Below are 23,189 nucleotides of genomic sequence, written 5' to 3'. Positions count from 1 at the left end.
GATGCCGCGGCACTGGCGCCGCGGAAAACGACCCCTGGGCAGCGGCGCTACTTTCCCTGCTCCCTGTCGTTTTTCTCCTCCTCCAGGATCCGGCGGATGTTGGAGATGAGCAGTCCGACGATCAGCAGGAACAGGAAGTCCTCGATGGTATTCCAATAGCGCAGGTTGTTGTCCGCGTAGCTGAAATAGTCGGAGAAGTAGCGTGCCCCCCCGGCGGCTGCCGACACGAGGGTCACTCCCCAATCCCCCACCACCCACGCCACTATAGAGATGGGAATTGCATAGAAAATGAGCATCGAGTAGTCGCCGGTAATGTAGTCCACGTAACCGATTCCCCCCACCATGAGCAGCGCGATCGGGATTAAAATCCACGCCGGGACGTGTTGAAACGGTTTGAAGACGCGTCGCATTGGCATTATTCCCTCCTGTATAAACGCACCGTTAGCAAGCCGGTGACTGCTCGGGCTGCTGTCCTCTGGTTTCTAATGACAGTCGTAGTCCATCGGAGCTGCCGCGGTGGGCACGGGTGCCCACCGGTAACCGCAGGAGCGGTAACAGCGCCGGTGTACTGCAAACCGCCTGCAATGATCATGCTACAGGGCGGAGTTACCGAGATTAATCAAATATTCCAATATTGAGGAACAACTGTGGAGACAGTAAGGATAATCCGTAAGGAAAAGACGGTGGTGTTTAGAATACTAAGACGATAGACTAGATAAATATGTATTGACCTGTCGCGTCTCTCTCTGGTATCGTGCCTGCAACGGAAGCGATCTTTACGAGAGGTAACATCATGACGCAGCATCGGGAAATCGAGGAGATATCGTTTGCATCGTCGCTGGACGGCGCGCGGGAGCATGCCCTTTGGTACCGGGCGGCGGAGGGGGCGCAGGCTCCCCTGGTCGTCGGGCTCCATACCTGGAGCTACGACCGGTTCAACCAGCTGGAACACATGCTCCCCTTGTGCCGGGAACGGGGCTGGAACCTCCTTCTGCCCGAATTTCGGGGGCCGAACCTGAAAAGCAACCCGCGGTCAACGGAGGCCTGCGCTTCGGAACTGGCGCGGCAGGACGTCCTTGATGCCATCGAGAAAGTACGGGAATTGGGCGGCTTCGACGCAAAGGCGCTCTATCTTCTCGGAGGAAGCGGTGGCGGTCACATGGCCCTGATGCTTGCCGCGCACCGCCCCGAACTTTGGAGCGCGGTCAGTTCCTGGGTCCCGATCACCGACCTGTCGGCATGGCATCGCGAGAATCCGAATTATGCGGAGAACATTGAAGCCTGCTGCGGTGGCGCTCCCGGTTCCGCCGCGTCGGTGGATTTGCAGTACGGGCTGCGTTCGCCCCTCAACTATCTGGCCGAGCTTTCCCGGGTGACCCTGTCGGTGCATCACGGGCGCTTCGACCCGGTCGTTTCCTATCGGCACACCATGAACCTGGTGACGGGGCTGGAACGGCACGAACCGAAGAACTTCTTCTTCGAGATCTTCGACGGCGGGCACGACATCCGCTACGACGTGGCCTTCCGCTGGTTCGACGGATTAAGGAAGAACGGCAAGGAGCAGGGGAGCCGGTTGACCGGGTGACCGCCCGGTAGCAAGGCCGCGCCTTTGCCAACTGACGAGGACTGTTCCTGGTAAGGCCGCCTGCCGCCGATGCTCACGCTCACAACGGAGGGCGAGGGCAGCAACGGCAAAAATAGAAAGGGGCCCGACAAATCATGGCGGGCCCCTTAACCTTTTACGGGCTGCTGCTAGGGAAGCGCCACCCGCCGCATGTTGGTTTCCGGGAAGGGATACTCCATATGCCTCGCGGTGGCCCGCGCCACTTCCTCACCGTGGTAGCGCGCCACCACCTTGAGCGCCAGGTCGATCCCCGCCGAGATGCCGGCCGATGTCATCAGCGTCCCGTCCTCCACCACGTGCTGATCATCGAGCACCGTGGTTTGCGGGAAGAGTTCCCTCATCCAATCCAGTGATTTCCAGTGGGTAGTGGCACGGCGTCCTTCCAGCAGCCCGGCGGAGCCGAGCAGGATGGCGCCGGTGCAGACCGAGGTGAGCAGCTCCGCCTCCGCCGCGCGGATTTTAAGCCACTCCATAAGGAGAGTGTTGTTCCGTTCCCGGCGGGTTCCCCAGCCGCCGGGAATGCAGAGGATATCCAGTTTGGGGCATCCCCGGAAGCTCTCGTCCGGCACCACCCGCATCCCACCCGAAGTCGTTATCGGCTCCCCGGTTTCCGAGATCAGCTTCACGTCGAAAGGCGACGGCTCGTTGCGGCGTTGCGCTTCGTCCAGTCGTGTGGCGGAAAAAACCTCGAACGGTCCGCAAAAATCCAGTACCTCGACCTCATCGAATACGACGATGCCGACTCTTTTCCTTTCCATCACCGCTCCCTCCTGACTGCTGATGCGTCCGTATCCTTAAACCGCGGCTCGATGCTATTTTGCTTTCATCCAGGAAGTAACCGTCTCAAGTCGCTGCCCATCCTCCAGGGTTGCCTGGTGCAGGCTGCCCGCTTCGGCCTGGATGCAGATGAAATAGAGATCCTCGTCCCCGGCCTTCCAGGCCCGCTCACCCTCCGGAGCCACCCGGATCAGACTCCCCTCGCTGATCGGAAACTCCTCGCCGTCCACGAAGAAGATGCCGCTGCCGCGCAGGACGATGTAGAGCTCCTCGTTCTTCTTGTGGCTGTGGACAAACGGCATCCCTTTGCCGGCCGGGAGACGGTTCAGCGACACCTCGCACCCGGTGAGCCCCAGGTTTTCCCCGATGAAGAACTTCCCGTGAAACCCCTTGAAATCACGCTCCAGCAGAGTCTCGAACGGTCCCGTATGTTCCGCGCTAAAGTTCTTACCCGTGCTAACCATGACGAATCCTCCTTGTGTGTTGACCGGCAATGATGTGAACCGACCGGTCCAGAAAACCAAAATAATTGGTGCTGCTCCAAAAACGAGCCGCTTTGAGGATGGGGCAGAGGTACCACTACTGTGGGAGCGTTATCTTAGCGCCCTGAGCGCCACCGCCACGATCTCCCGGACTTGCTGTTCGTCCGCCCCCCCTTTGACCACGGTCTTGAGTCCCCCCAGGGTGCTGATCAGGTAGCTTCCCGCCTGTCCCGGATCGAGGCTCGCCGCAATCTCGCCCGCGGCCTGCCCCAGCCGTACCGCCTCGATCAGGATCGTCCGCAGCCCCTCGAAGCCGTTCGCCACGTGAAGGGCGATCTCCCGGTCCTTCTGCGCGAATTCGCTGGCGGTATTCATCAGGAGGCAGCCGCGGCGCAACTCCAGCGGCTGGCGCGATTCGTTCGCCGAGGAAAGGAGCACCGTCTCGATGAAGGCAAGACCCGATTTGCGCTCATCCAGGAGCTTGCGCAGCCGGGTGCCGATCCTTTGCCGGTAGCGTCCCATGCAGCGCAAAAAGAGCTCCTTCTTGCTGCCGAAGGCCTGGTAGAAGCTGCTTTTGGAAAGATCCATCGCCGTAAGCAGGTCCTGGAGCGAGGTCGCTTCATAGCCCTGGGACCAGAAAACCTCCAGCGCGGCATCCAGCGCGGCATCCGGATCATATGTCAAAGGTCTCCCGAGTGTCATGACGCCACTTTAGGACCGTACAGTCCAGAAGTCAAACACAAAATGCCGGAGGTTGGGTGGTCGGTCAAATGGCGGCGGTCTTCGGTGAATACACGAGACGGGTAGGGAAAGGAACTACAAGAGATAAAAGGTGTTATTAGGATTTGTCCAGTAACATGGTCCACCCATTACTGCTGCATTTGGCGTAATACGTCGGACGTCGCATCGGATAATTACCGGTCTTTACTTGGCTTTTTGTGTGCAAAACATGAACAGTCGGTGAAACTCCAGGAGCTTCAGCTCATGAAACGAAGCGACGCAAAAACGGAAGGCAAACATCCATCACTTTCTGGCCTTCGGTTTGCAATGTCGGGGCGGCAGTCCAATTTTTGTTATGAGGAGGGGGCAGAAAATATGAAACCGCAGAGCCTCTCGGTACTTGTAATGGATGATGAACGCGTATGCAGGGAGATTGCCGGAGCGATGCTCCAACTACTCGGCCACCAGGTGAAGACCTGCAAAAACGCCGAAGAAGTCTGTTTCTGTTACAAGCAGGCCAAGGATGCCGGGTCTCCGTACGATCTCGTGATCATGGATCTGGTCTTGTACGGTACGGTGGGGGGGATCGAAGCCGCCCGGGAGATCCTGGAATTCGACCCCAAGGCCAAGTTGGTGATATCCAGCGGCTACTCCAACCAGTCGGTCCTGACCGATCCCCAAGGATACGGGTTCGTAAGCAGCATGCCCAAGCCATACACCATCGAGCAACTGGAGGATACCCTGGTCCCCTTCGGTCACCGGCGCCTCCGGCCGCACCACGCTAACCATAGCCACCTTCTCTCCTGATCATTGCCGACTGAACCGCTCTCCACTGTTTCTCTCCTGTAAGGGGGTGTGCTGGACCACGACTTGCCAGGGACAGGATGAGTATGGTGGTCTTTCCTCATTGCATGGTCATGTTTTTCCCCAATGCGGCCTCTGGCCGCATTTTTTTTACGTCAGCGCCAAGCTCTTGCGGTTCTGTAAAGGTCATGGAGCTCTTTGCAAAGCTTCTGTTACCAGGTCCGATGGAACAGAGAGAGCCGATTGGAGGGTCTTGCAATTCTCCCATTACCGGCGTAAAAGGGGACGTCTACCGCTACATTCATTCCCGTACACCCACCCATGGAGGATTCATTATGCAATACCGGGTTATGCCGAAGAGCGGCGATTCCCTGTCGGTTCTTGGCTTTGGTTGTATGCGTCTCCCCATGAAAGACGGAAGGATCGACGAGGCTCGCGCCATCGCCCAGATTCGCAGCGCGATAGATAGCGGCGTGAACTACGTGGATACCGCGTGGCCGTACCATGGCGGGGAGAGCGAGCCGCTGCTCGGCCGTGCGCTCAAGGACGGGTATCGGGACAAGGTCAAGCTCGCCACCAAGCTCCCGTCCTGGTTGATCACCTCGCGGGAGGATATGGACCGGTACCTGGCGGCCCAGTTGGCAAAGCTCGGGACCGACCGGATCGACTACTACCTGGTGCACGCCCTGGATGGTGCCGGGTGGCGCAGGATGCAGGAACTCGGCGTCGCGGATTTTCTTGATAAAGCCAAGGCCGACGGCCGGATCGTCAATGCCGGGTTTTCCTTCCACGGACTGGGCTCGGACTTCAAAGTGATTGTCGATGCCTATCCGTGGGTGTTCTGCCAGATCCAGTTCAACTATCTGGACCGCCAATTCCAGGCCGGGCTCGAGGGGCTGCGTTACGCCGCGGCGAAAGGAGTGGGCGTCATCGTCATGGAGCCGCTTCGGGGTGGGAACCTCGGTATCGCCGAGCCCCCCGAGGACGTCGCGGCAATCTGGAGCGAGGCGAAAGTCCGCCGCACCCCGGTGGAATGGGCCCTTCGCTGGGTCTGGAACTTTCCGGAGGTTACCCTGCTTCTCTCCGGGATGAACGACGAGTCCCACATCGCGCAAAATATTGCCATCGCCGACGTCGCCCTCCCCGGGTCACTTACCGACGAGGAGTTGGCTCTGGTCGACCGGGTCGGCAACAAATACAAGCAGCTGATGCAGACCGATTGCACGGGGTGCGGCTACTGCATGCCGTGCCCGGCCGGCGTCAACATCCCCGGCTGTTTCGACGTCTACAACAAGATGCACATGTTCGGCAACGAGCAGGAAGCAAAGTTCATTTATGCCCTGACGATGAGCACCGAAATCATGCGCCGGGAGAAATCCGGCTATGCATCCCAGTGTGTCGCCTGCGGCGCCTGCGTGGAAAAGTGCCCGCAGCAGATAGCCATCCCCGAAATGCTGGCCAAGGTGGCCGCCGAACTGGAAGGGCCGGACCTGGTGCAGCGGATCGCCATAGGAAAGCAGGTGTTCCAAAAAGAGGTGCAATGACGGAGGTGGCAGGTGCCCGTTCGACAGCCACGGTAAAGAAAAAGGGACCAGCCACGGCAGCGGCTGGTCCCTTTTTTTACCTGTGAATCCGCAGGGTGGGCACTCCGTGCTCACCGGCAAAGGATGAAATGGCGGGCAGAGGGGAGCCCACCCAAGGATTTTATGAGGTTAACGGACCGGCGTTCTCAGTAGAATCGGGTGAACCAGATCGCCTTGTATCGCTGGACGCTCACCGGCAATTTCAACTTTACGTCTTCCTTCTCGGCGGGAGCCAACTCCTGAAAATCAGGATGCCGCTCGATCGCCGGCCAGTTTTCCGCGACCGCCGGATTGATGAAAAATGCCTTGGCGCCGGAGAGTGATTCGCCGGCGCCGGTAGGTCTCTTCGGATCTACTATCACTATCATAGCCATCCTCCATACTGCTTATTGCCTCGTCCCTATTCTAGCAAAATAGACTTTTGACTCAATCAACTTTATAGTTAGAATAATTCAATTACTCTTCAACTGATTGGTGCTAATGGTTACCTGTATTTTGATACTTGATTGCCGAGCTGTAACATGGCTGTAACATTTGGCCTGGGCACCAGGACAGCTTTGGATGGTATCTAACTGTTGCAAATCCATTATCAATTCACTTTTGTTGCCATATAAACCCGCTTTTTCCGTTAAAATCTGTTGCACGATTGCGACTTTTTACTTGCAATACCCAAAGAAACTCCTAATCTATCTAACTCGTCCATCCAGGGTCGGTCCTGCGTGTGGGGGCCGGCCGCAGCATTTTGTTCCGGGGGATGCCATGAGAAAGGGAAGCTGGGGGTGGGGACTGGCGGGGAAGCAGAGGCAGGCGCAGAAGCAGAAAATGGCGCTAGGACTTGTTCCGTTGCTGGCGCTACCGGTGCTGGTTACCGGCGGCGCGCTCTACCAGGGCTTGGCCACGGTACGCGATCGGCGCCGCTATCCCCCTCCCGGAAAGACCATTTTTGTTGAGGGGCGCGGATTGCACCTGGTCGAAATGGGGAGCGGGACGCCGACGGTGCTCCTGGAGACGGGGCTTGGGGGAATGAGCTCGGCTTGGGGGTGGATCCAGCCGGAGCTCGCGAAGGCCACCCGGGTGGTCGCCTACGACCGCCCCGGGCTGGGGTGGAGCGATCCGGTCCCGCCGGAGATGACGGCGCAGGATCGGGCGCGCCAGCTGCACGCGGCTCTGGATCAGGCCGGCATTCGCGGACCGTACCTCTTGGTGGGGCACTCGATGGGAGGGATGCTGGTCCGGATCTTCCACGACCTCTATCCGGACCAGGTGGCGGGGGTGCTTTTGATCGATGCGTCCCACCCCGACCAGCACCGGCACAGCGCGGCGATCCGCCGGCACATGACCTCCGGGTTCCGCCTTTTGCGCCACGTGCAGCTTTTGACCCGGATCGGTTACGTCCGGCTCAGTAATTTCTTTGCCAGCCAGGCCGAAGGGCTCCCCCGGCGCCAGCAGGACGAGGCCCGTGCCTTTCTCTGCTCCAGCCGCCATCTCAAGCACACCAACGATGAAGGAAGGCGCTGGGATCTGCTTTGCGACGAGGTCCGGGCTACCGGCGACCTCGGAGATAAACCGCTTACGGTCATCGCGGCTTCCAAGGGTACCCTTCCGGGGGCCCGGCAGATGCAGGAGGATTTGGCGCGGCTATCGTCCCGAAGCCGCCTCCTTTTTCTCCGGGGCGCCGACCATGTCACGCTGGTGACCCACCGCGAGCATGCCCTGACGGTCGCCGGTGAGGTTCGGCACCTGGTTGCGGAGTGGCGGCAATTCCACTCGGAGCCGGGAGCCCAACGGTAGGAGCGCCATTCCGGTTTTGAAATAAGGAAGGTAGCTGCCTACCCGGTGGGAGCGCCTTTCCTGGCGCAAATGACCGACCCTTGTTACCGCCTTCGGCGGATCGCGCCTGGAAAGGCGCTCCCACAGTGAAAAAACGGCTTCCCTTCAGTTATAAAAGGAGCAAACTTGGTCAGCCACGCCAGCCGGCCCCGTGACCCCTCACCTTTACCCGAGCACCTTCCTCAGCGACTTCCGTGATTTTTTCAGCCCCTTGCGCACCTTCTTCAGGCCCGCGGCTTCGAGCTTGGTGACCCGGCGCTGCGCCTTCTCCAGCGCCCGCTCGGCGCGCTTGAGCCGACCGTGTTCTCCCTCCGCCATCCGGGTGAGCGCTGCCATCACCTTGTTCAGGTCCGCCGACATCTTCTGCCCCGCTTTCCCGTCCACCTTCTCGGGGAACCGCTCCCGTACGCTTTCCGCGAGCCGGTAAAGGCCATCCCGCACTTCGGTCACCTTCCCCTTGAGCGCCGCAACCCGCTCCTCCTTGCCGAGCTTGGTCCGGTCCGAGAGCTCCCGCGCCTGGTCCAGAATGGAAGGGATGGTTGACGGGTTGAGCCCCGGGATCTTCTTCAGCCCTTCCTCACCCGCCTCGACGATGCCGTGGTAGCTTGCCAGCCCGGCCCCTTTGAGCCGCTGGGCCAGCACCTTTCCGATTCCCTTCAACTGCTGCAGATCTGCCGTTGCTTGTGCCATTTCGTTCCCCTTTTTTCGAAATCAGTTGCGGTCTTCCACTTTGGCAACCGTTCCACCACTGGATGAAGTTAACAGTTCTGTGACATAACAATTTTTATCCTCCCCTTTATATCCATTAAAATCCTGATTTCAATACAATTCCAACCTGAGCACTGTCAGTGATGATTAATTTACACAATTGTAACAAAAGTCACCTCAGGAACGTTTGATATTGGGAAGCCCATCTATAGTAACAAGCTTTCGATCTGCTCCGTCAGCCATTAACCAATGATTCACCAAAAAGACACACAATCTCCATACCGGACATGTAATAAGAATTGTCAGCAGTTACCGACTTAAAACGCAGATCTCATCCATAAATGGAGGAAATAGACATGCTGCAGACGGCATTCCTGGTGACGCTCGGAGCTTTATCGCTGGGCTACCTCTTCTGGGGATGGAAGACCCTGCCCAACGAGGGGTGGCAGATTGCGGCGGCGGTACCGCTGCGTAAGGGAAGTGACGGACGCTGGGCCGGGGTCAATCTCACCTGGTACGGCATCCTCACCGCCAATGCCTATGCCATCGCGGTTTCCCTGGCGCTGGTGCTGATGGGGGCGGCCGGCATCTCGCTGCGGGCGGTGACGGCATTGGTGTTTTTGCTCCTTGGCTGCTGCGTCCCCGCCTCCCGGCTGGTCGCGCAGCTCGTGGAAGGAAAGGCCAACACCTTCACCGTCGGCGGGGCGGTATTCGTCGGTACGATCCTCGCCCCCTGGATCGTGGAGCTGGTAAACCTGATCCCGCTGGGGGACCACGGGGCGCCGGTACCGGTTCTCCCGGCGCTGGCCGCCTTTGCCATCGCTTATGCCTTCGGGGAGGGAATGGGGCGGCTGGCCTGCGTAAGTTTTGGCTGCTGCTACGGCAAGCCCCTTTCCGCCTGCCATCCCATGGTGGCGCGGGTTGCCTCCCCCGTCGCCCTGGTCTTCACCGGCAAGACCAAGAAGATTGCCTACGCCTCCGGGCTCGACGGCGTGAAGGTCCTTCCGGTGCAGGGAATGACCTATCTCCTCTATACCATCACCGGAGTGGTCGCCACCTGGTTCTTCCTGAGCGGCTGGTACGGCGCCGCCTACCTCACTGCGCTCGGCGTAACCCAGGGGTGGAGGGTGATTTCGGAGTTTTTCCGCAGCGACTATCGCGGCGGCCGGAAGATCTCAGTCTACCAAGTTATGGGGCTGGTAGGGATCGGTTACGGCGGCTGGGTCGCCGTCCACTTCGGCGACCAGGGTGTCCTCCCCGAACTGGGCTCCGGCCTTTCCGGCCTTTGGGACCCGACGACCTTCCTCCTGCTCCAGGGGATCTGGATTGCCATCTTCCTCTACACGGGGCTGAGCCGGGTTACCGGCTCCACGATGAGCTTCCACGTCCATGCCGAAAAGATCTAGCGCGGTTTGCCTCCTTTTTACCATGCTCCTGCCTCTCGGGCTGGAGGGTGCCGGTGTTTCCGGCGAGCTCTCCGCCGGGAGGCATTTTCGTTACAAGCTCACCAGCCACAGCATTTCGGTCGGCGAACTGAAAGAAGGGAGGTGCGCCGGGTCTCGGTCCCCCGGCGGCAATACGACTACACCACCTGCCCGCAGACGAGTCTGAAATGCGAGGGTGAGACCCGAGAGGTGCGCTTGCTTGACATGGAACAGGCAACCGTAGTGCCCCGGCGCTGTCATCTGGTTCGAAGCGAGGAGGTGGAGGTCGGTGGGCGGAAGATTCTCTGCAAAGTAGTGGAATTTTCCGGTCCCAACAATCGCTGCCGGCGCTGGGTTACCAGCGACGAGCGTGGCGTTCTCATCGTGCGCCAGGATGGATCGGGGAAGGGCGGGACCTATTCACTGCGCCTGATTTCGATGGGCGAGTTGTAACGCTTCAATTCTTCTCCACAACACGGGCGGCCGATACGTTTGGCGACCCCGCCCGCGCCTACCGTAGGGGCGCAGCATGCTGTGCCAAATAAGTCCTGCCGAGCTATTCGCGCCTGGAAAGGCGCTCCCACCGGGTAAGATGCCTGATCGTGTGGTAATCAATTTCCCCTAGGCCCATGCCATAGCCGGTCCTTTTCCCTCGTTCCCTGTCCACCTTGGGAACGCCCCTGTTCTCAAAGCTCCAGATTTGTAATGCAGATGGATGGTGGGCAGAGGACTGTCCGTCCTACCACCGTTGCTGAAACGCAAATGGGCGCAGCATGGCTGCGCCCATTTGTCTCGCGCCAGGAATGGCGCTCCCACAGGGTAGGGACCTGCGGATATCAAAAAACATCCCCATCCCTCAGCCCCAGCCCCCCATCTCCTCGTTCCCAAGGTCCACCTTGGGAACGCACCGCCGTTCAAAGCTCAAGCTTTGTAGAGGGGGCCGGTGGGCAGGGGGCTGCCCGTCCAATCACACCGTTGCTGAAACGCAAATGGGCGCAGCATGGCTGCGCCCATTTGTCTCGCGCCAGAAATGGCGCTCCCACAGGGTAGGGACCTGCGGATATCAAACCATCATCCCCAGCCCCTAGCCCCGGTTTTCCCACCCCCCTCAGACTTGGGAGAATGCCAGCCTTCCCACATACCCCTGGTTTCCCGGGCTCTCCGGTCGCAGCCCCCGGTGAGATGGCGCCGCTTCGTCGATGTTGAATCCGCTCACAATCACTTTGAGCTCCCGCGCCATCTGGTGCAGTTCGGACGCCGCGGTGGCGACCTCTTGCGTTCCGGCCGCGCTGTCGCCGATGATGCTGGTGACCTGTTGGATGTTCCCGGTGATCGCCTGCACCGTCGAGCTCTGTTCCTCGGCCGCGGTGGCGATGTGGTTGACCTCGTTGGAAATGGAGCCGATCGTTGCGGTGATGGACGCCAGGGCTGCCCCGGTCGATTCGGCCCGGACCACCCCCTGCTCGGCCTCCGTCACCCCCTTGTCCATGGCCGCTATCGCCACCCGGGTCTCGGCCTGTATTGATTTGATCATCGCGGCAATCTCCTGGGTCGCCTTCGAGGTCCGCGCCGCAAGCGCCCGGACTTCGTCGGCCACCACGGCAAAGCCGCGGCCGTTTTCCCCGGCGCGGGCCGCCTCGATCGCCGCGTTGAGCGCAAGGAGATTGGTCTGGTCGGCGATATCGTCGATCGTCTCGGTGATGTTGCCGATCTGCAGGGAGCGCTCGCCAAGGCCGGCAACGACCCGGGAGGTCTCGCGGGCGTGTTCGCCGATTGAGCGCATCGACTCGATGGTCTCTTGCATGATGCGGCGCCCGCTGGCGACCGCCTCGTTGGCGCGGGAGACGTTGTCGGCCGCCGTGGTGCAGTTGCGCGCGATCTCCGCTGCGGTGGTGTTCATTTCCCCCCCCGACTGCGCCACTGCATTGATCTCCGTTGCCGTCTGCTCCGCCCGCTGCGCCATCCGGTCGGAAGCGGCGTCGAGGTGGGAGGAGGCCGCCGAGAGGTTGCGCGACTCGTCGGCGATCCGGGCGACAACCTGGTGCAGGGTCTCGGCCATGCGATCCACGCTGCAGGAAAGGATGTCCAGTTCGTTGCTGGAACCCTCCGCCCCGGAACGGGCAACCCGAGCGGTCAGGTCCCCCTGCGAGATCGCCTGTACTTTCCCCGAGATGTCGGCCAGCGGGGTGGTGATTCCGCGGGAGAGGAGATAGCCCAGGGCGAGGGCCGCGGCCACGCCGAGGGAGAGGCAGATGGCGCTTGCCGCAAGGACGGCCCGGGCGGCGAAGACGTTGTCGGAGTGCAAGGTGCCCGCCTCTGCTTTGTTGAGGGCGATCAGTTTCGAGATGTTGGCGTCAAGCCGATCGGTGACATCGCCGGCCTGGTTGCGCATGATGTTGATTGCCTCGTCGCGGCGGTCGGTGGTGGCAAGCTCGACGATCTTGTCCCGGAAATAATCAAAGAGCTTGAGGTCCTCGGCGATCCCTTTTTGCAGTGCGGCCGCCTGCGCCGAACGGTGCGTCGCGTAGAAGATGGCCAGCCCCTTTTCCACCCGCGCCTCGGCCTGTTTCTGAAGGGCCAGGTGATCGTTTTGCTCCTGGGGCGACTTGTCGATGATGATGTCGCGCAGCAGATAGAGCGAGGTCTGGTAGCCCTTCACGGCGTCGGCCAGCCCCTCGATGGGGACGACGTTTCCGGTGTACATGAGCTCGCCGCGGCGGCTGACGTCCCAGATGCTGAACCCGGCGACGATGCCGCTCAGTCCGGCGATGCAGGCGACAAGGAGAAACCCGCCCAGGATCTTTCTCCCGACGGTTACCCTGCCGATTTTGTTCTTGATCTCACTCCAGCCACGATACCAGTTCATCCCGACTCCTTTAGTTGAACACACTTTGATTGCAGTTTTTTGTGTCTGAGTATTTATACTTACAATTCGGAATTCGTGTTACATAATTGTTTCATCTTTGTAAATGTAATGTTACAGTAGTGTGTAGGTCATGTTTCCAATCTATCTTGACGAGTTGGTAATGTTTATATAAGCAAGATTTTTGCCACAAACACAATGCAGGTAAAATGCTGAACTCTCGTTATTGAGTCTGGTGCTTGGCTGTAAAGGCACTGTTCAATAGATTGCTTCTGTGCATGAATTGAACAAATGGCGGGGCATGCCCTTTTGTCCCCGTGGCAGGGCCGATGCACGGTGGGCAGAGTGCTGCCCACCTAGGACTGTAAAACCCCAAAGGCAAATCCCCCCCGCCCCCCCTTTGACAAAGGGGGGAGTTTACGGGTCACCGGGCGTTCTACTGTGGGAGCGCCATTCCTGGCGCGATCCGCCGCAGGCGGTAAGGGAGGAAGGTCATTCGCGCATGGAAAGGCGTCCCCTCGGGGTGGTTGCTTCCTGGTCCCTTCCGAACCCTTTCCTCGTTCCCAAGGTCCACCTTGGGAATGCACCTCTCATCAAAGCTCCAGCTTTGCAAAGGAGGATGGAAACCCGAGGCCCAGGCAAAAAAGAAGGGGCATTATCTCTCGGATAATGCCCCTTCGTATGCTCACTTCGATGGATCTCTGTTTAGATGCCGACCCCGTCATCACCGTAATTCTTTTGCGGCGTGCTCCCCCGCTTGAAGACGAGCAGGCTGATCCCTGCCTCGGTGCGGTCGAACTCAAAGGCCAGATGGTTCTCGTAGGCGAGCTCGGCCACCGCCCCCACCTGATCCAGGCCCTTCAGCCGGAACAGGATCCGGTTTCCTTTTTCCAGGTAACCCAGGATCGCTGCCGGGAGGTCCAGGACAAAGGGCGCCGGCTCTGCGGTCAGATCGACCACGTTCAGGTTGGTGGTCGCGGTGGCGTCCACCTTGATGCGCCGGATCCCTTCCGCCCCGGCAAGGGAAGCCTCGAAATGCGCCGATCCGGCCTGCTCCTGTTCCTGCGGTGCAGAACCGATCACCATCCCGGCGGCAACGGTTGCGTTGCTGAAACGGTCGATGAGGATGAAGCTCCCGGTGTCGCGGTTTTCGCGGTACGGGTCGAAGGATACCGCCCGGTCCAGCTCCAGCCGCGCCAGGCCGATCTCGTTAAGCCCCAGCGTCGGGACCTGGTGCTGTTCCAGCGTGTTGACGTCGACGCCGTAATGAACCGCGGTGACCCGGCCGGAGGTGAGGCCGTTGGCGGTCTTCACCAGGTAGACCTGTCCCGGCTGGAGCGGCTCGTCGTGGAGCCAGACAAGGTTCGCCTCGGGATGCCGGGTGTGCACCGGCGGAGCACCGGCTGCGGTCAGCATGTCGCCGCGGCTGATGTCGACCTCGTCGGTCAGGGTGATGGTCACCGCCTGGCCGGCGAGCGCTTCCTCCAGGTCCCCGTTCATGGTGACGATGCGGGCGACCCGGCTGGTACGTCCGGAGGAGGCCACCCGGATTTCATCCCCGGGATGGATGGTGCCGGCGGCGATGGTGCCGGCAAAACCGCGGAAATCGAGGTTCGGGCGGTTCACCCACTGCACCGGCATCCTGAATGCCAGGTCGGCCCGGTCGTCGGTAACCTGCACCGTTTCCAGGTAATCCATCAGGGTAGGGCCGGCATACCAGGGGGTGTTGGCGCTTTTCTCGATGATGTTGTCCCCCTCAAGGGCCGAGATCGGCAGCGGCGTGATGCTGGAAAAACCGAGCGGCGCGGCGAACTCCCGGTAGTCGCGCACGATGGCGTTGAACTTTTCCTCGTCGTAGCCGATGAGGTCCATCTTGTTGATCGCCAGCGCGATGTGCCGGATTCCCACCAGGGAAGCCAGGAAGCTGTGGCGCCGGGTCTGGGTGAGAAGCCCCTTGCGGGCATCGACCAGGATCACCGCGACCTGCGCGGTCGAGGCGCCGGTCACCATGTTGCGGGTGTACTGCTCGTGGCCCGGGGTGTCCGCCACGATGAACTTGCGGCGGTCGGTGGAGAAGAACCGGTAGGCCACGTCGATGGTGATTCCCTGCTCGCGCTCCGCCTGGAGGCCGTCCAGAAGCAGGGCATAGTCGATGGCGCCCCCCTGGGTCCCGACCTTCTTGCTGTCGGCTTCCAGCGCGGTCAGCTGGTCCTCGAACACCATCTTCGAATCCCACAACAGGCGCCCGATCAGGGTGCTTTTGCCGTCGTCCACGCTGCCGCAGGTGATGAAGCGCAAAAGGGACTTGTGCTCGTGGCTTTTCAGGTAGGCATGGATGTCTTTTTCGATCAGTTCGGATTGATGTGCCATTAGAAATACCCTTCCTGTTTCTTCTTCTCCATGGAACCTGCCTGGTCATGGTCGATCAGCCGCCCCTGCCGCTCCGAGGTGCGGGTGAGGAGCATTTCCTTGATGATCTGGGGGAGCGTGTCCGCCTCCGATTCCACCGCGCCGGTGAGCGGGTAGCAGCCCAGGGTGCGGAAACGGACCGACTTGTACTGCACCTCTTCCCCCGGCTCCAACTCCAGCCGGTCGTCGTCCACCATGATCAGCATGCCGTTGCGCTCCACCACGGGACGCACCGCCGCGTAGTAAAGCGGCACGATCGGGATCTGCTCCAGGTGGATGTACTGCCAGATATCCAGCTCGGTCCAGTTGGAGAGCGGGAAGACGCGGATGCTCTCGCCCGGCTTGACGCGGGTGTTGTACAGGCTCCAGAGCTCGGGGCGCTGGTTCTTCGGGTCCCAGCGGTGGTTCGCGCTGCGGAAGGAGAAGATCCGCTCCTTGGCGCGGGATTTTTCCTCGTCGCGGCGGGCCCCGCCGAAGGCGGCGTCGAACTTGTAATGGTCCAGCGCCTGTTTCAGCCCCTCGGTCTTCATGATGTCGGTGTAGAGCGCCGAGCCGTGGGTGAAGGGGGAGACGCCGCGCTTGACCCCGTCCTGATTGACGTGGACCAAGAGCTCCATGCCCGATTCCTGCGCCATCCGGTCCCGGAACTTGATCATCTCGCGGAACTTCCAGGTGGTGTCCACGTGCAGCAGGGGGAAGGGGGGCGGCGCCGGGTAGAAGGCCTTGCGGGCCAGGTGCAGCATGACCGCGGAATCCTTGCCGATGGAGTACAGCATCACCGGGTTGTCGAACTCCGCCACCACTTCGCGGATGATGTGAATGCTTTCGGCTTCCAGTTGCTGCAAGTGAGTCAGGTACTTTTTCATAGCGTCGCTCTCGATTCGTGCTGAAGGGTTGATTCCCAATGGCCCTCACCCGAAGAAGGGGAGGGCATACCTTTATCTCCCCCCTTTGCGAAGGGGGGCTGGGGGGGATTTGCCTTTTGGGGAGCCCTCAGGGGGCAGGGTTTATCCGCCGAAGCTTTAGCGAAGGCGAATGAGGATGGGGTTCAAGTAATCTACCGACGGTGCAACCCGCACTCCTTATGCTCCGGATTTTCCCACCACCAGCGGCCGGACCGGGCATCCTCCCCCGGTTCCGTGGCCCGGGTACAGGGAGCGCACCCGATGGAGCGGTAACCCTGACGGTACAGGCGGTTTTTGGGGAGGCGGCGCTCCTCCACGTAGGCCATAAGCTGCTCCTCGCTCCAGTCCAGGAGCGGGTTGATCTTGAGGATGCCGCCGTTCAGCATGTCGAGCTGGATGGCCTGCAGATCGACGCGGGTGACGCCGTGGTCCCGCCGCATCCCGGTCACCCATCCCCCCAGCCCCTTGAGCGCCCGGCCCAGCGGCTCGACCTTGCGGATGTGGCAGCACTCGTGGCGGTTTTCCAGCGACTCGCGGAAGGAAAAGAGCCCCTTTTCGCGCTCCAGTTTTTCCACCGCCTCGTGCTTGGGGAAATACCAGTCGATGGAGATCCGGTACCGTTCCGAGAGCGCGTCCGCCACCTCGTAGGTTTCCTCGTTCAGCCGCCCGGTGTCGATGGCGAAGACGCCAAGGTCCAGCCCCTGTTCCTTGGCCATGTCGATGATGGCGACGTCTTCCAGCGAAAAAGAGCAGGCGAGTTTCACCGGGCCTTGGACCGCCGTGATCCCGATTCTCAGGATGTCCTGGGGGAGGGCGTTTTCGGGTACTGCAGGTACAGAGATCATGCGTTTGCTCCTTGCGCTGCGCGGGTTCGACGCGGTTCGTCTTGGTTCAGCTTCGGTGCCCGGAGACCTGCCACCCTACTGCCGGGTTCGAATTCTTTTTAGATTTGGTCCTCAAACCGGTGGGGAATTGGTCGAGGTACTTTATCAAAACAATGTGGTAACCCTTGTAAAATACCGGAGCATAATTGTCAACTTAAAAAATGGGGTATGGGATGGACAAAGCCGAGCTGTGCGATGTGGAAATTGGGTAAAACACTCGATAAAACAAGGTAGTGGCGACGGTTTGCTGGCAAACAAAAGGCGACTTTTTTCCGGATCATCTCCCAAAGAAGGTCCAGGTACTCTGAGGGAAAACTCCTTTCCCAAGGTCAACCACCCCTCAGCTCACTCCGGCCCATGCAGAAGCACCGGCAGGAACGATTCTGTAAGTCCTCAATAGTCCATACCATTTAAGATACTGATATAGCGATTATTTTGTTTGTGGTATAAGGCGGGAGAACCAGGAGGCACGCAGTCGTACATCGTCTTTATCCAGTGGCCTTTGTCTAAGGTGTAGCCCTTTTCCCGATGCCCTTCCCTGGGAAGGGTAGTCGACATCAAAGGAGGAAATACGCCATGAGGATCAGAAACCACCGGTTGTGCAACGATGATGATTCGCCCGTCCGCTACGTCCCAAGCCCGAACATTTCCGGAAGTCTGCAGGCGAAGTACCTGGTGATGCATTTCACCGCAGGTGCCAGTGCGCAGGAGTCGATCGAGTGGCTGACCAGCAAGAAGGCGAAAGCCTCGGCCCACGTGGTGATCGGGCGCGATGGCAGCGTGACCCAGCTGGTGCCCTTCAACAGGATTGCCTGGCATGCCGGGGAGAGCTTTTGGGGAGGGTTGCAGGGGCTGAACAGCTACTCCATCGGGATCGAGTTGGACAACGCAGGGCGACTGGTGAGGAAGGGAGACGGGTGGCGGGCCTGGTTCGGCACCACCTACCCGGATTCCGAGGTGCTCCAGGCGGTGCATAAGCACGAAACCGAGCTGTGCGGCTGGGAGGACTACACCCCTGAGCAGATCCAGTCCGCGCTGACGGTGGCCAGCCTGCTGGTCTCGACCTACCAGCTTCTGGACGTGGTGGGGCACGAGGACATAGCGCCCCATCGCAAGTGCGATCCGGGTCCCGCTTTTCCCATGGCAAACTTCCGTGCCCGCGTGATGGGGCGGGCGGACAACGTCGCCCAAGCCTACCGGACCACCACCGAACTCAACATAAGGAGCGGACCCGGCGCGCAGAATGCGGCCCTCCCGGGGAGTCCGCTGCCCCAAGGGACCGCGGTGAATTTCCTGAAAGCAGAGGGGGGGTGGTGGCTGGTCGACGTGCAGGACCGCGACCTCGACGGCTGGGTGAACAGCAGATACCTGCAGCGGGTATGACAAGTAAGTAGGTCGTGCTGAGGCACGAAGCGCGACGCAACCCGCAGGAAAAGTCGCGTTTCGTCCCTCAACGCGACCTACGGCCTCTATCCAAACGTGATGATTCTATCGGTCGACGTCTATTATCAAAATTCCCGTGCGTCTGTTGCTGGCGTCTCCTTCCTCAACTGGGAGGATTCCGATGCAGATGGAATATTCCGGACGGTGCTCGATCCCGTTGCGGAGTATCAGCCGGGGCAGTTCTATCTCAGGGAACTCCCCTGCATTTTGAAGCTGATTGAGGAGCACGACCTCCACCCCGATGTTGTGATTGTGGATGGGTATGTCTACCTGGACGGTCATCACCGGCCGGGGCTGGGGAAGCATCTCTTCGATGCCTTGGGGGGGAAGGTGGTTGTGGTCGGGGTGGCCAAGAGGCATTTCCAAGGCGTCCCAGCGGAGTACGAGGTTTTCAGGGGGGGAAGTCGCCGGCCGCTTTACGTTACCAGTGCCGGAATGCCCTTGGAAGCTGCGAAGGCGGCGGTATTGTCCCTGCACGGGAAATACCGGGTGCCGACCTTGTTGAAAAAGGCGGACCAGTTGTGCCGGCAAGGCTTGGCGGGGTGATAAAGACCGTTGCACCCGGAACTGCAGGGGAACATCGCCGGTGATGCCGCCGCAAGTGGGAGCTCGACGCCCGCATTGCGGCGAGGCTTCCGTAAAGGCCAGCCTCCGCAAAGGCACGAGCGCGACTTCAGTCAACGCGCCGGCCTGCGTCCCGAGTCGCGGTTTCACCAAAAGTTTCTGCCGAAGAACCTGCTCCGCGTTTTCCCCTGTTCAGATCTACCCGGGGCTTTATCCCGTGTATCCTGAATATCCCCTTCAAAATCAAATACCTCAAAAGCAAATCCTTCCTCCTTCCCTGAAGCTGCGGCCGACCGGCCCAAACAAGGTATTTCGTACCCCTGCCTTATGTAAAGCCGCCGGACTTGTGGACTCAGCATGCTGCGCTCCTGCTCCAGTGTTGTCCTGTTCTGATACATCTCCAAGTTCAGATACGTTTCCTCTGCGGCCCTCAGCATCCTCTGCGGTGCGCCTATCAAATCCGAAAACTAGGCCGGCAGCAGGCCGCGGTACTGGTGCTTCACCAGCGAGGCGTAGTAGCCGTCCTGTTCCATCAGGTTTTCGTGGTTGTCCGCCTCGATGATCTTCCCGTCCTTCAATACCAATATTCGGTGCGCCCCGACCACGGTCGACAGACGGTGGGCGATGATGAAACTCGTGCGCCCCTTGATCAACCGGTCCAGCGCGTCCTGAACCAGGACTTCGGATTCGGCATCCAGGGCCGAGGTCGCCTCGTCCAGGATCAGCAGGGAAGGGTCCTTCAACAGGGCCCGGGCGATGCTGATCCGCTGCCTTTCCCCGACGGAGATCCGGCAGCCGCGCTCCCCGACCACGAAGTCGTAGCCCCCCGGCAGGTTACCGATGAACTTGTCGGCGTTCGCCGCACGGGCCGCGGCCGCGATCTCCGCGTCGGAGGCGTCGGGGCGCCCGTAGGCGATGTTGTTGCGGATGGTGTCGTTGAAAACGAGGGCATCCTGCAGCACCACGCCGATCTGCTGGCGCAGGGAGCGCTGCTGCAGGGCGCGCAGGTCGGTCCCGTCCACCGCGATGCAGCCCGAAGTCGGATCGTAGAAGCGCTGCAGCAGCGATACCATGGTCGTCTTGCCCGATCCGCTCGGTCCTACGATGGCGATGGTTTCGCCGGGACTCACGTGCAGATCGATCTCCTTCAGGATCTGCCGCTCGTCGTTGTAACCGAAGCTGACCTTGTCGAAGACGACGTCCCCCTGCACCTTGTCGACCGGCTGCGCGTGGGGGGCGTCCTGCAGGCGATCTTCGGCATCCAGGATAGAAAAGACGATGTCGAAGGAGATGGTCGCCTTGCGCAGGGTCTGGTAGACGCCGGTCAGGCTGTTCACCGGCCCGAAAAGCCCCCCCTGGTACCCGAGAAACGCCATCAGGGTACCCACCGTGGTCTGGCCCTGGTGAATCAGGTAGATGGCAAAACCGATCGATGCGGTCTTCGCGAGCATCACCACCAGGCTCTGCGCCGCGCCGATCTTGGTATCGGTGACCACCCCCTTCCTCACGATGCCGTGCGCTTCCGCCACCTCCCCCATGAAGCGCTTCCGCTCGGCCTCCTCCATGGCAAAGCTTTTCACCGTCACGATGCCGGACAAGACCTCGTTGAACCGGGAGAAGATGATCCCCCACCGGTACAGAAGCGAGCTTTCCCGGGCCGTCTGCTCGTGCGAGGCCACCACGCCGATCATGGCGGGAAGGGGTGCGAAGAAGACGACCAGCAGGGAGAGCCGCCAGTCCAGGCGGAACATGACCGCCACGGAAATGGCGAGATAGATGCAGCCGGGGAGGATGTTGAAGGCGAGATCGGAAATGCCGGCCACGAACCCGTTGATGCCGTGGTTGAGCCGGGTCATCAGCCCCCCCACGGTTTCCTCTCGATGGTAGGAGAGGGGGAGGGCGTGGAGCCTGCCGGTGGTTTCGTCCAGCAGCCGGTAATTCACCGAGAGGCGGACCTTCCAACTGAGCCAGTTGGAAAACCCGTTCAGAGCTTCCTTGGCGACGGCAGCCGCCATGATCGCGCCCACCGCCAGGAAAAGTTCCTGCAGTCCGGTGTTGGTGCCCAGCTTATCGAATACGACCTTGTAGATGAGCGGCTCGAGGGCGCCGAGCGCCGCCACCAAAAGCATGACCCCCATGATGACCGCGATGATCCGGCGGTGCGGCTTGATGAAGGTAAGCGCCCGTTTGGCGTGAAGTATTTTTTCCGCATCCATACCTGCCCGTGCGGCGATGAATCTCAGCATGTCACTCCTTCTTTGCTACATCCCGGTAGTGAGGCCAGAGCCTTTCCTTCCCATCAAGGTAGAAATACCCGCCCAAAAGTGATGTGACACCGGTCACCTAACGCCACAACTTCGATGGTGCCTCCAATCTTTATGGTTATAATCTTTAAATTTTTAAAGAACCCGACATAGGTTGCGCGGGAAAGCACGTTTCCTGTCGGCATACGGCAGTGTTTCTAAGTCCCCCTTTGACAAAGGGGGATTTAGGAGGATTCGCCTCTCAGGTTTTTACGGTGCCTGATTCTGGATCGAGAACCTCAGCATCAAATCCTCCCCCCTTGGTAACAGAGGGGGAATCCAAGACGGATATCCTTTTGAGAGATCCGTTCAACTTAAAAGCTCCAGCCAAAAGGGAGGGCGAAGATGAATACCACCATCTTGAAACCGCGCAGGTTTTCCCGGGCATTCATCGCCGCTATCCTCATCTGCTGCTCCGGGTGCGGTCATTTCTCAGAAGGCACCCTGTTGCCGAGTGGCACCCACGGCGCAGCTGCCGGGGGGCAGCTCCACCAGCGGACTGCTCCGGCGAGCTTCACCAAGCCGGTTTCCTTCAGCATGCTGCAGGACTATCCCAAAGGGGAGGATTTCAAAGAGGTCGCCCTGGATTTCGAGGTGATGAAGGAACTGGGCGTATCGACCTGGCGGGGGAGCTTCAGCTGGGTCGATTACGAGCCGCAGCGGGGGAAGTTCGATTTCGCCTGGCTGCACCGCTTCGTTTCCCTGGCTGCCAAGCAGGGGATCACCCTCCGGCCCTACCTCGCCTACACTCCGGCCTGGGCGGCCAAGGGGGGCACGGACAAGGAGACGTGGAACGATCCCCCCAGGCATCTCGAAGACTGGCGCAACTTCGTCGCCGCGACGGTAAAGGAGTTGAACGGCTACCCCAACATCGCGTCCTATGAGATCTACAACGAGGAGAACGTAAAGCAGTGGTGGGACGGCACCCCGGCCCAGTACAACGAACTGCTGAAAACGGCGGCGCAGGTGGTGCGGAAGGGCTCGCCCGCGTCGCTGGTCATCCTGGGGGGGATGGTATGGCCGGATGCGAACTGGGTGCGGGATGCCTGCGTCACCTACGGGAATGCCGCTAACTTTGACGTGGTCCCCTTCCACGCCTATCCGGAAACCTGGACGCCGAAGAACATCACCGTGGAGAACTACCTCGACCAGGGGCGCCCGGGGTCGTTCTATCAGCAGTTCGTGCCGCTGGTGGACGAAAAGTGCGGTCACCGGCCGATCTGGATCAACGAGGCGGGCTTTGCCACCGCGCCGGGCAAGACCGAGCTGGACCAGGCCAACTGGTGGGCGCGGGCGATCGCCACCTTCCTGGCGGACCGGCGGGTGGAGCACCTGGGGATCTACCAGATCCGGGACCGGCATCTGCTGACCGCGGTGATCGGCGAAAGCGAGAACCACTATCTCGGTCTCACCCGTTCCGACCGGCAGAAGAAGCTCGCGTTCCACACGGTGCAGCTGTTGGTGGGCCTTTTGAACACCCGGCACTTGACGGTGGCGGATTCGGAACTGGCGGTGGAGGTGACGGGGGGAAGCAAAGGGGAACTGTACCAGCATCTCTTCGTGCGCCCGGACGGGGTTCAGGTGCTGGTGGTCTGGGACAAGACGGGAAGCCCGACCCTGCAGCTGCGGACCCGGCGCGGGGTGGATGCGTTTGAACATGCCCTGAACGGCACCCTGACGCCCTACCGTTCCTTCGACGGCCGGCACCTCGACAAGGTGAAGCTGGAGCCGGGGATGGTGCGGATCTTCGAGATACGGTGAACGCTTTGTCGACCACCCCTCGGCAGGAGCTGCAAAAAGCGCCCATCCGGTCGGTGGGGGAGGGCGGCAACCCGGTAGGAGCGACATTTCTGCCGCGATAGTCGC

General features: G+C 60.5%; 19 protein-coding genes and 1 pseudogene. 9 read left to right on the top strand and 11 right to left on the bottom strand.

From position 1 onward, the window contains the following. Positions 1-47 precede the first annotated feature (47 nt). Positions 48-416 (bottom strand): hypothetical protein, encoded by a 369-nt coding sequence (locus JFN93_RS07060; protein WP_199383308.1) that lies wholly within the window; start codon positions 414-416, stop codon positions 48-50. Between the two features lie 377 nt (positions 417-793). Here JFN93_RS07060 and JFN93_RS07055 point away from each other — a divergent pair, with 377 nt between their 5' ends. Further along, positions 794-1,585 (top strand): alpha/beta hydrolase family protein, encoded by a 792-nt coding sequence (locus JFN93_RS07055; protein ID WP_199383307.1) that lies wholly within the window; start codon positions 794-796, stop codon positions 1,583-1,585. A 167-nt stretch (positions 1,586-1,752) separates the two neighbouring features. Here the strand turns inward: JFN93_RS07055 and JFN93_RS07050 are convergent, their stop codons facing one another. The 3 genes from JFN93_RS07050 to JFN93_RS07040 all read right to left on the bottom strand — a co-directional run bounded on the left by JFN93_RS07050 (position 1,753) and on the right by JFN93_RS07040 (position 3,567). Then, the gene (locus JFN93_RS07050) at positions 1,753-2,382 is read right to left on the bottom strand and encodes a DJ-1/PfpI family protein (protein WP_215907708.1); all 630 of its coding nucleotides are present in this window, start codon (positions 2,380-2,382) and stop codon (positions 1,753-1,755) included. Positions 2,383-2,436: 54 nt separating this feature from the next. Beyond that, positions 2,437-2,865 (bottom strand): cupin domain-containing protein, encoded by a 429-nt coding sequence (locus JFN93_RS07045; RefSeq protein ID WP_199383305.1) that lies wholly within the window; start codon positions 2,863-2,865, stop codon positions 2,437-2,439. 129 nt (positions 2,866-2,994) lie between these two features. Then, positions 2,995-3,567 (bottom strand): TetR/AcrR family transcriptional regulator, encoded by a 573-nt coding sequence (locus tag JFN93_RS07040; RefSeq protein ID WP_199383304.1) that lies wholly within the window; start codon positions 3,565-3,567, stop codon positions 2,995-2,997. Positions 3,568-3,867: 300 nt separating this feature from the next. Here JFN93_RS07040 and JFN93_RS07035 point away from each other — a divergent pair, with 300 nt between their 5' ends. Then, positions 3,868-4,410 (top strand): response regulator, encoded by a 543-nt coding sequence (locus JFN93_RS07035; RefSeq protein WP_328753640.1) that lies wholly within the window; start codon positions 3,868-3,870, stop codon positions 4,408-4,410. Between the two features lie 332 nt (positions 4,411-4,742). After that, positions 4,743-5,951 (top strand): aldo/keto reductase, encoded by a 1,209-nt coding sequence (locus JFN93_RS07030; protein WP_199383302.1) that lies wholly within the window; start codon positions 4,743-4,745, stop codon positions 5,949-5,951. A gap of 185 nt (positions 5,952-6,136) precedes the next feature. On the opposite strand, the gene JFN93_RS07025 is transcribed toward JFN93_RS07030, so the two are convergent. Further along, complete coding sequence (locus tag JFN93_RS07025) at positions 6,137-6,358, bottom strand: hypothetical protein (protein WP_199383301.1); 222 nt, start codon at positions 6,356-6,358, stop codon at positions 6,137-6,139. Between the two features lie 391 nt (positions 6,359-6,749). Here JFN93_RS07025 and JFN93_RS07020 point away from each other — a divergent pair, with 391 nt between their 5' ends. Next, positions 6,750-7,781: an alpha/beta hydrolase gene (locus tag JFN93_RS07020; protein WP_199383300.1), complete on the top strand. Its 1,032-nt coding sequence runs from the start codon at positions 6,750-6,752 to the stop codon at positions 7,779-7,781. 204 nt (positions 7,782-7,985) lie between these two features. Here JFN93_RS07020 and JFN93_RS07015 read toward each other — a convergent pair whose 3' ends face one another. After that, complete coding sequence (locus JFN93_RS07015) at positions 7,986-8,510, bottom strand: helix-hairpin-helix domain-containing protein (RefSeq protein ID WP_199383299.1); 525 nt, start codon at positions 8,508-8,510, stop codon at positions 7,986-7,988. A gap of 374 nt (positions 8,511-8,884) precedes the next feature. On the opposite strand from JFN93_RS07015, the gene JFN93_RS07010 reads away from it, so the two are divergent. Next, positions 8,885-9,934, top strand: coding sequence for a prolipoprotein diacylglyceryl transferase family protein (locus JFN93_RS07010; protein ID WP_199383298.1), 1,050 nt, complete (start codon positions 8,885-8,887; stop codon positions 9,932-9,934). Positions 9,935-10,177: 243 nt separating this feature from the next. Beyond that, the gene (locus JFN93_RS07005; RefSeq protein ID WP_199383297.1) at positions 10,178-10,405 is read left to right on the top strand and encodes a hypothetical protein; all 228 of its coding nucleotides are present in this window, start codon (positions 10,178-10,180) and stop codon (positions 10,403-10,405) included. Between the two features lie 655 nt (positions 10,406-11,060). Here the strand turns inward: JFN93_RS07005 and JFN93_RS07000 are convergent. The 4 genes and pseudogenes from JFN93_RS07000 to JFN93_RS06985 form a co-directional block, all read right to left on the bottom strand. Further along, positions 11,061-12,818, bottom strand: a complete 1,758-nt coding sequence (locus JFN93_RS07000; RefSeq protein ID WP_199383296.1) for a methyl-accepting chemotaxis protein — start codon at positions 12,816-12,818, stop codon at positions 11,061-11,063. A 702-nt stretch (positions 12,819-13,520) separates the two neighbouring features. Continuing rightward, entirely contained in the window at positions 13,521-15,185 is a 1,665-nt protein-coding gene (cysN, locus tag JFN93_RS06995; RefSeq protein ID WP_199383295.1) for a sulfate adenylyltransferase subunit CysN, read from the bottom strand. Further along, on the bottom strand, positions 15,185-16,090 hold the full coding sequence (cysD, locus tag JFN93_RS06990; RefSeq protein ID WP_199383294.1) for a sulfate adenylyltransferase subunit CysD: 906 nt from the start codon (positions 16,088-16,090) through the stop codon (positions 15,185-15,187). The genes cysN and cysD overlap by 1 nt, the downstream gene beginning before the upstream one ends. Before the next feature lie 191 nt (positions 16,091-16,281). Continuing rightward, positions 16,282-16,977, bottom strand: a pseudogene (locus tag JFN93_RS06985) (phosphoadenylyl-sulfate reductase); the annotation flags it as partial. 612 nt (positions 16,978-17,589) lie between these two features. On the opposite strand from JFN93_RS06985, the gene JFN93_RS06980 reads away from it, so the two are divergent. Together JFN93_RS06980 and JFN93_RS06975 are read left to right on the top strand one after the other, a co-directional pair. After that, entirely contained in the window at positions 17,590-18,396 is an 807-nt protein-coding gene (locus tag JFN93_RS06980) for an N-acetylmuramoyl-L-alanine amidase (protein ID WP_199383292.1), read from the top strand. A gap of 99 nt (positions 18,397-18,495) precedes the next feature. Then, positions 18,496-19,002, top strand: coding sequence for an endonuclease V (locus tag JFN93_RS06975; protein ID WP_236021588.1), 507 nt, complete (start codon positions 18,496-18,498; stop codon positions 19,000-19,002). A 485-nt stretch (positions 19,003-19,487) separates the two neighbouring features. On the opposite strand, the gene JFN93_RS06970 is transcribed toward JFN93_RS06975, so the two are convergent. Further along, positions 19,488-21,266 (bottom strand): ABC transporter ATP-binding protein, encoded by a 1,779-nt coding sequence (locus JFN93_RS06970; protein WP_199383290.1) that lies wholly within the window; start codon positions 21,264-21,266, stop codon positions 19,488-19,490. Positions 21,267-21,668: 402 nt separating this feature from the next. Between JFN93_RS06970 and JFN93_RS06965 the strand changes: the two genes are divergently transcribed. Beyond that, on the top strand, positions 21,669-23,084 hold the full coding sequence (locus JFN93_RS06965; RefSeq protein ID WP_199383289.1) for a beta-galactosidase: 1,416 nt from the start codon (positions 21,669-21,671) through the stop codon (positions 23,082-23,084). Positions 23,085-23,189: the final 105 nt, after the last annotated feature.

Origin of the sequence: Geomesophilobacter sediminis (genome assembly GCF_016458275.1) — a bacterium.
GTDB lineage: Bacteria > Desulfobacterota > Desulfuromonadia > Geobacterales > Geobacteraceae > Geomesophilobacter > Geomesophilobacter sediminis.
This window is presented reverse-complemented; position numbering and strand designations above follow the sequence as displayed.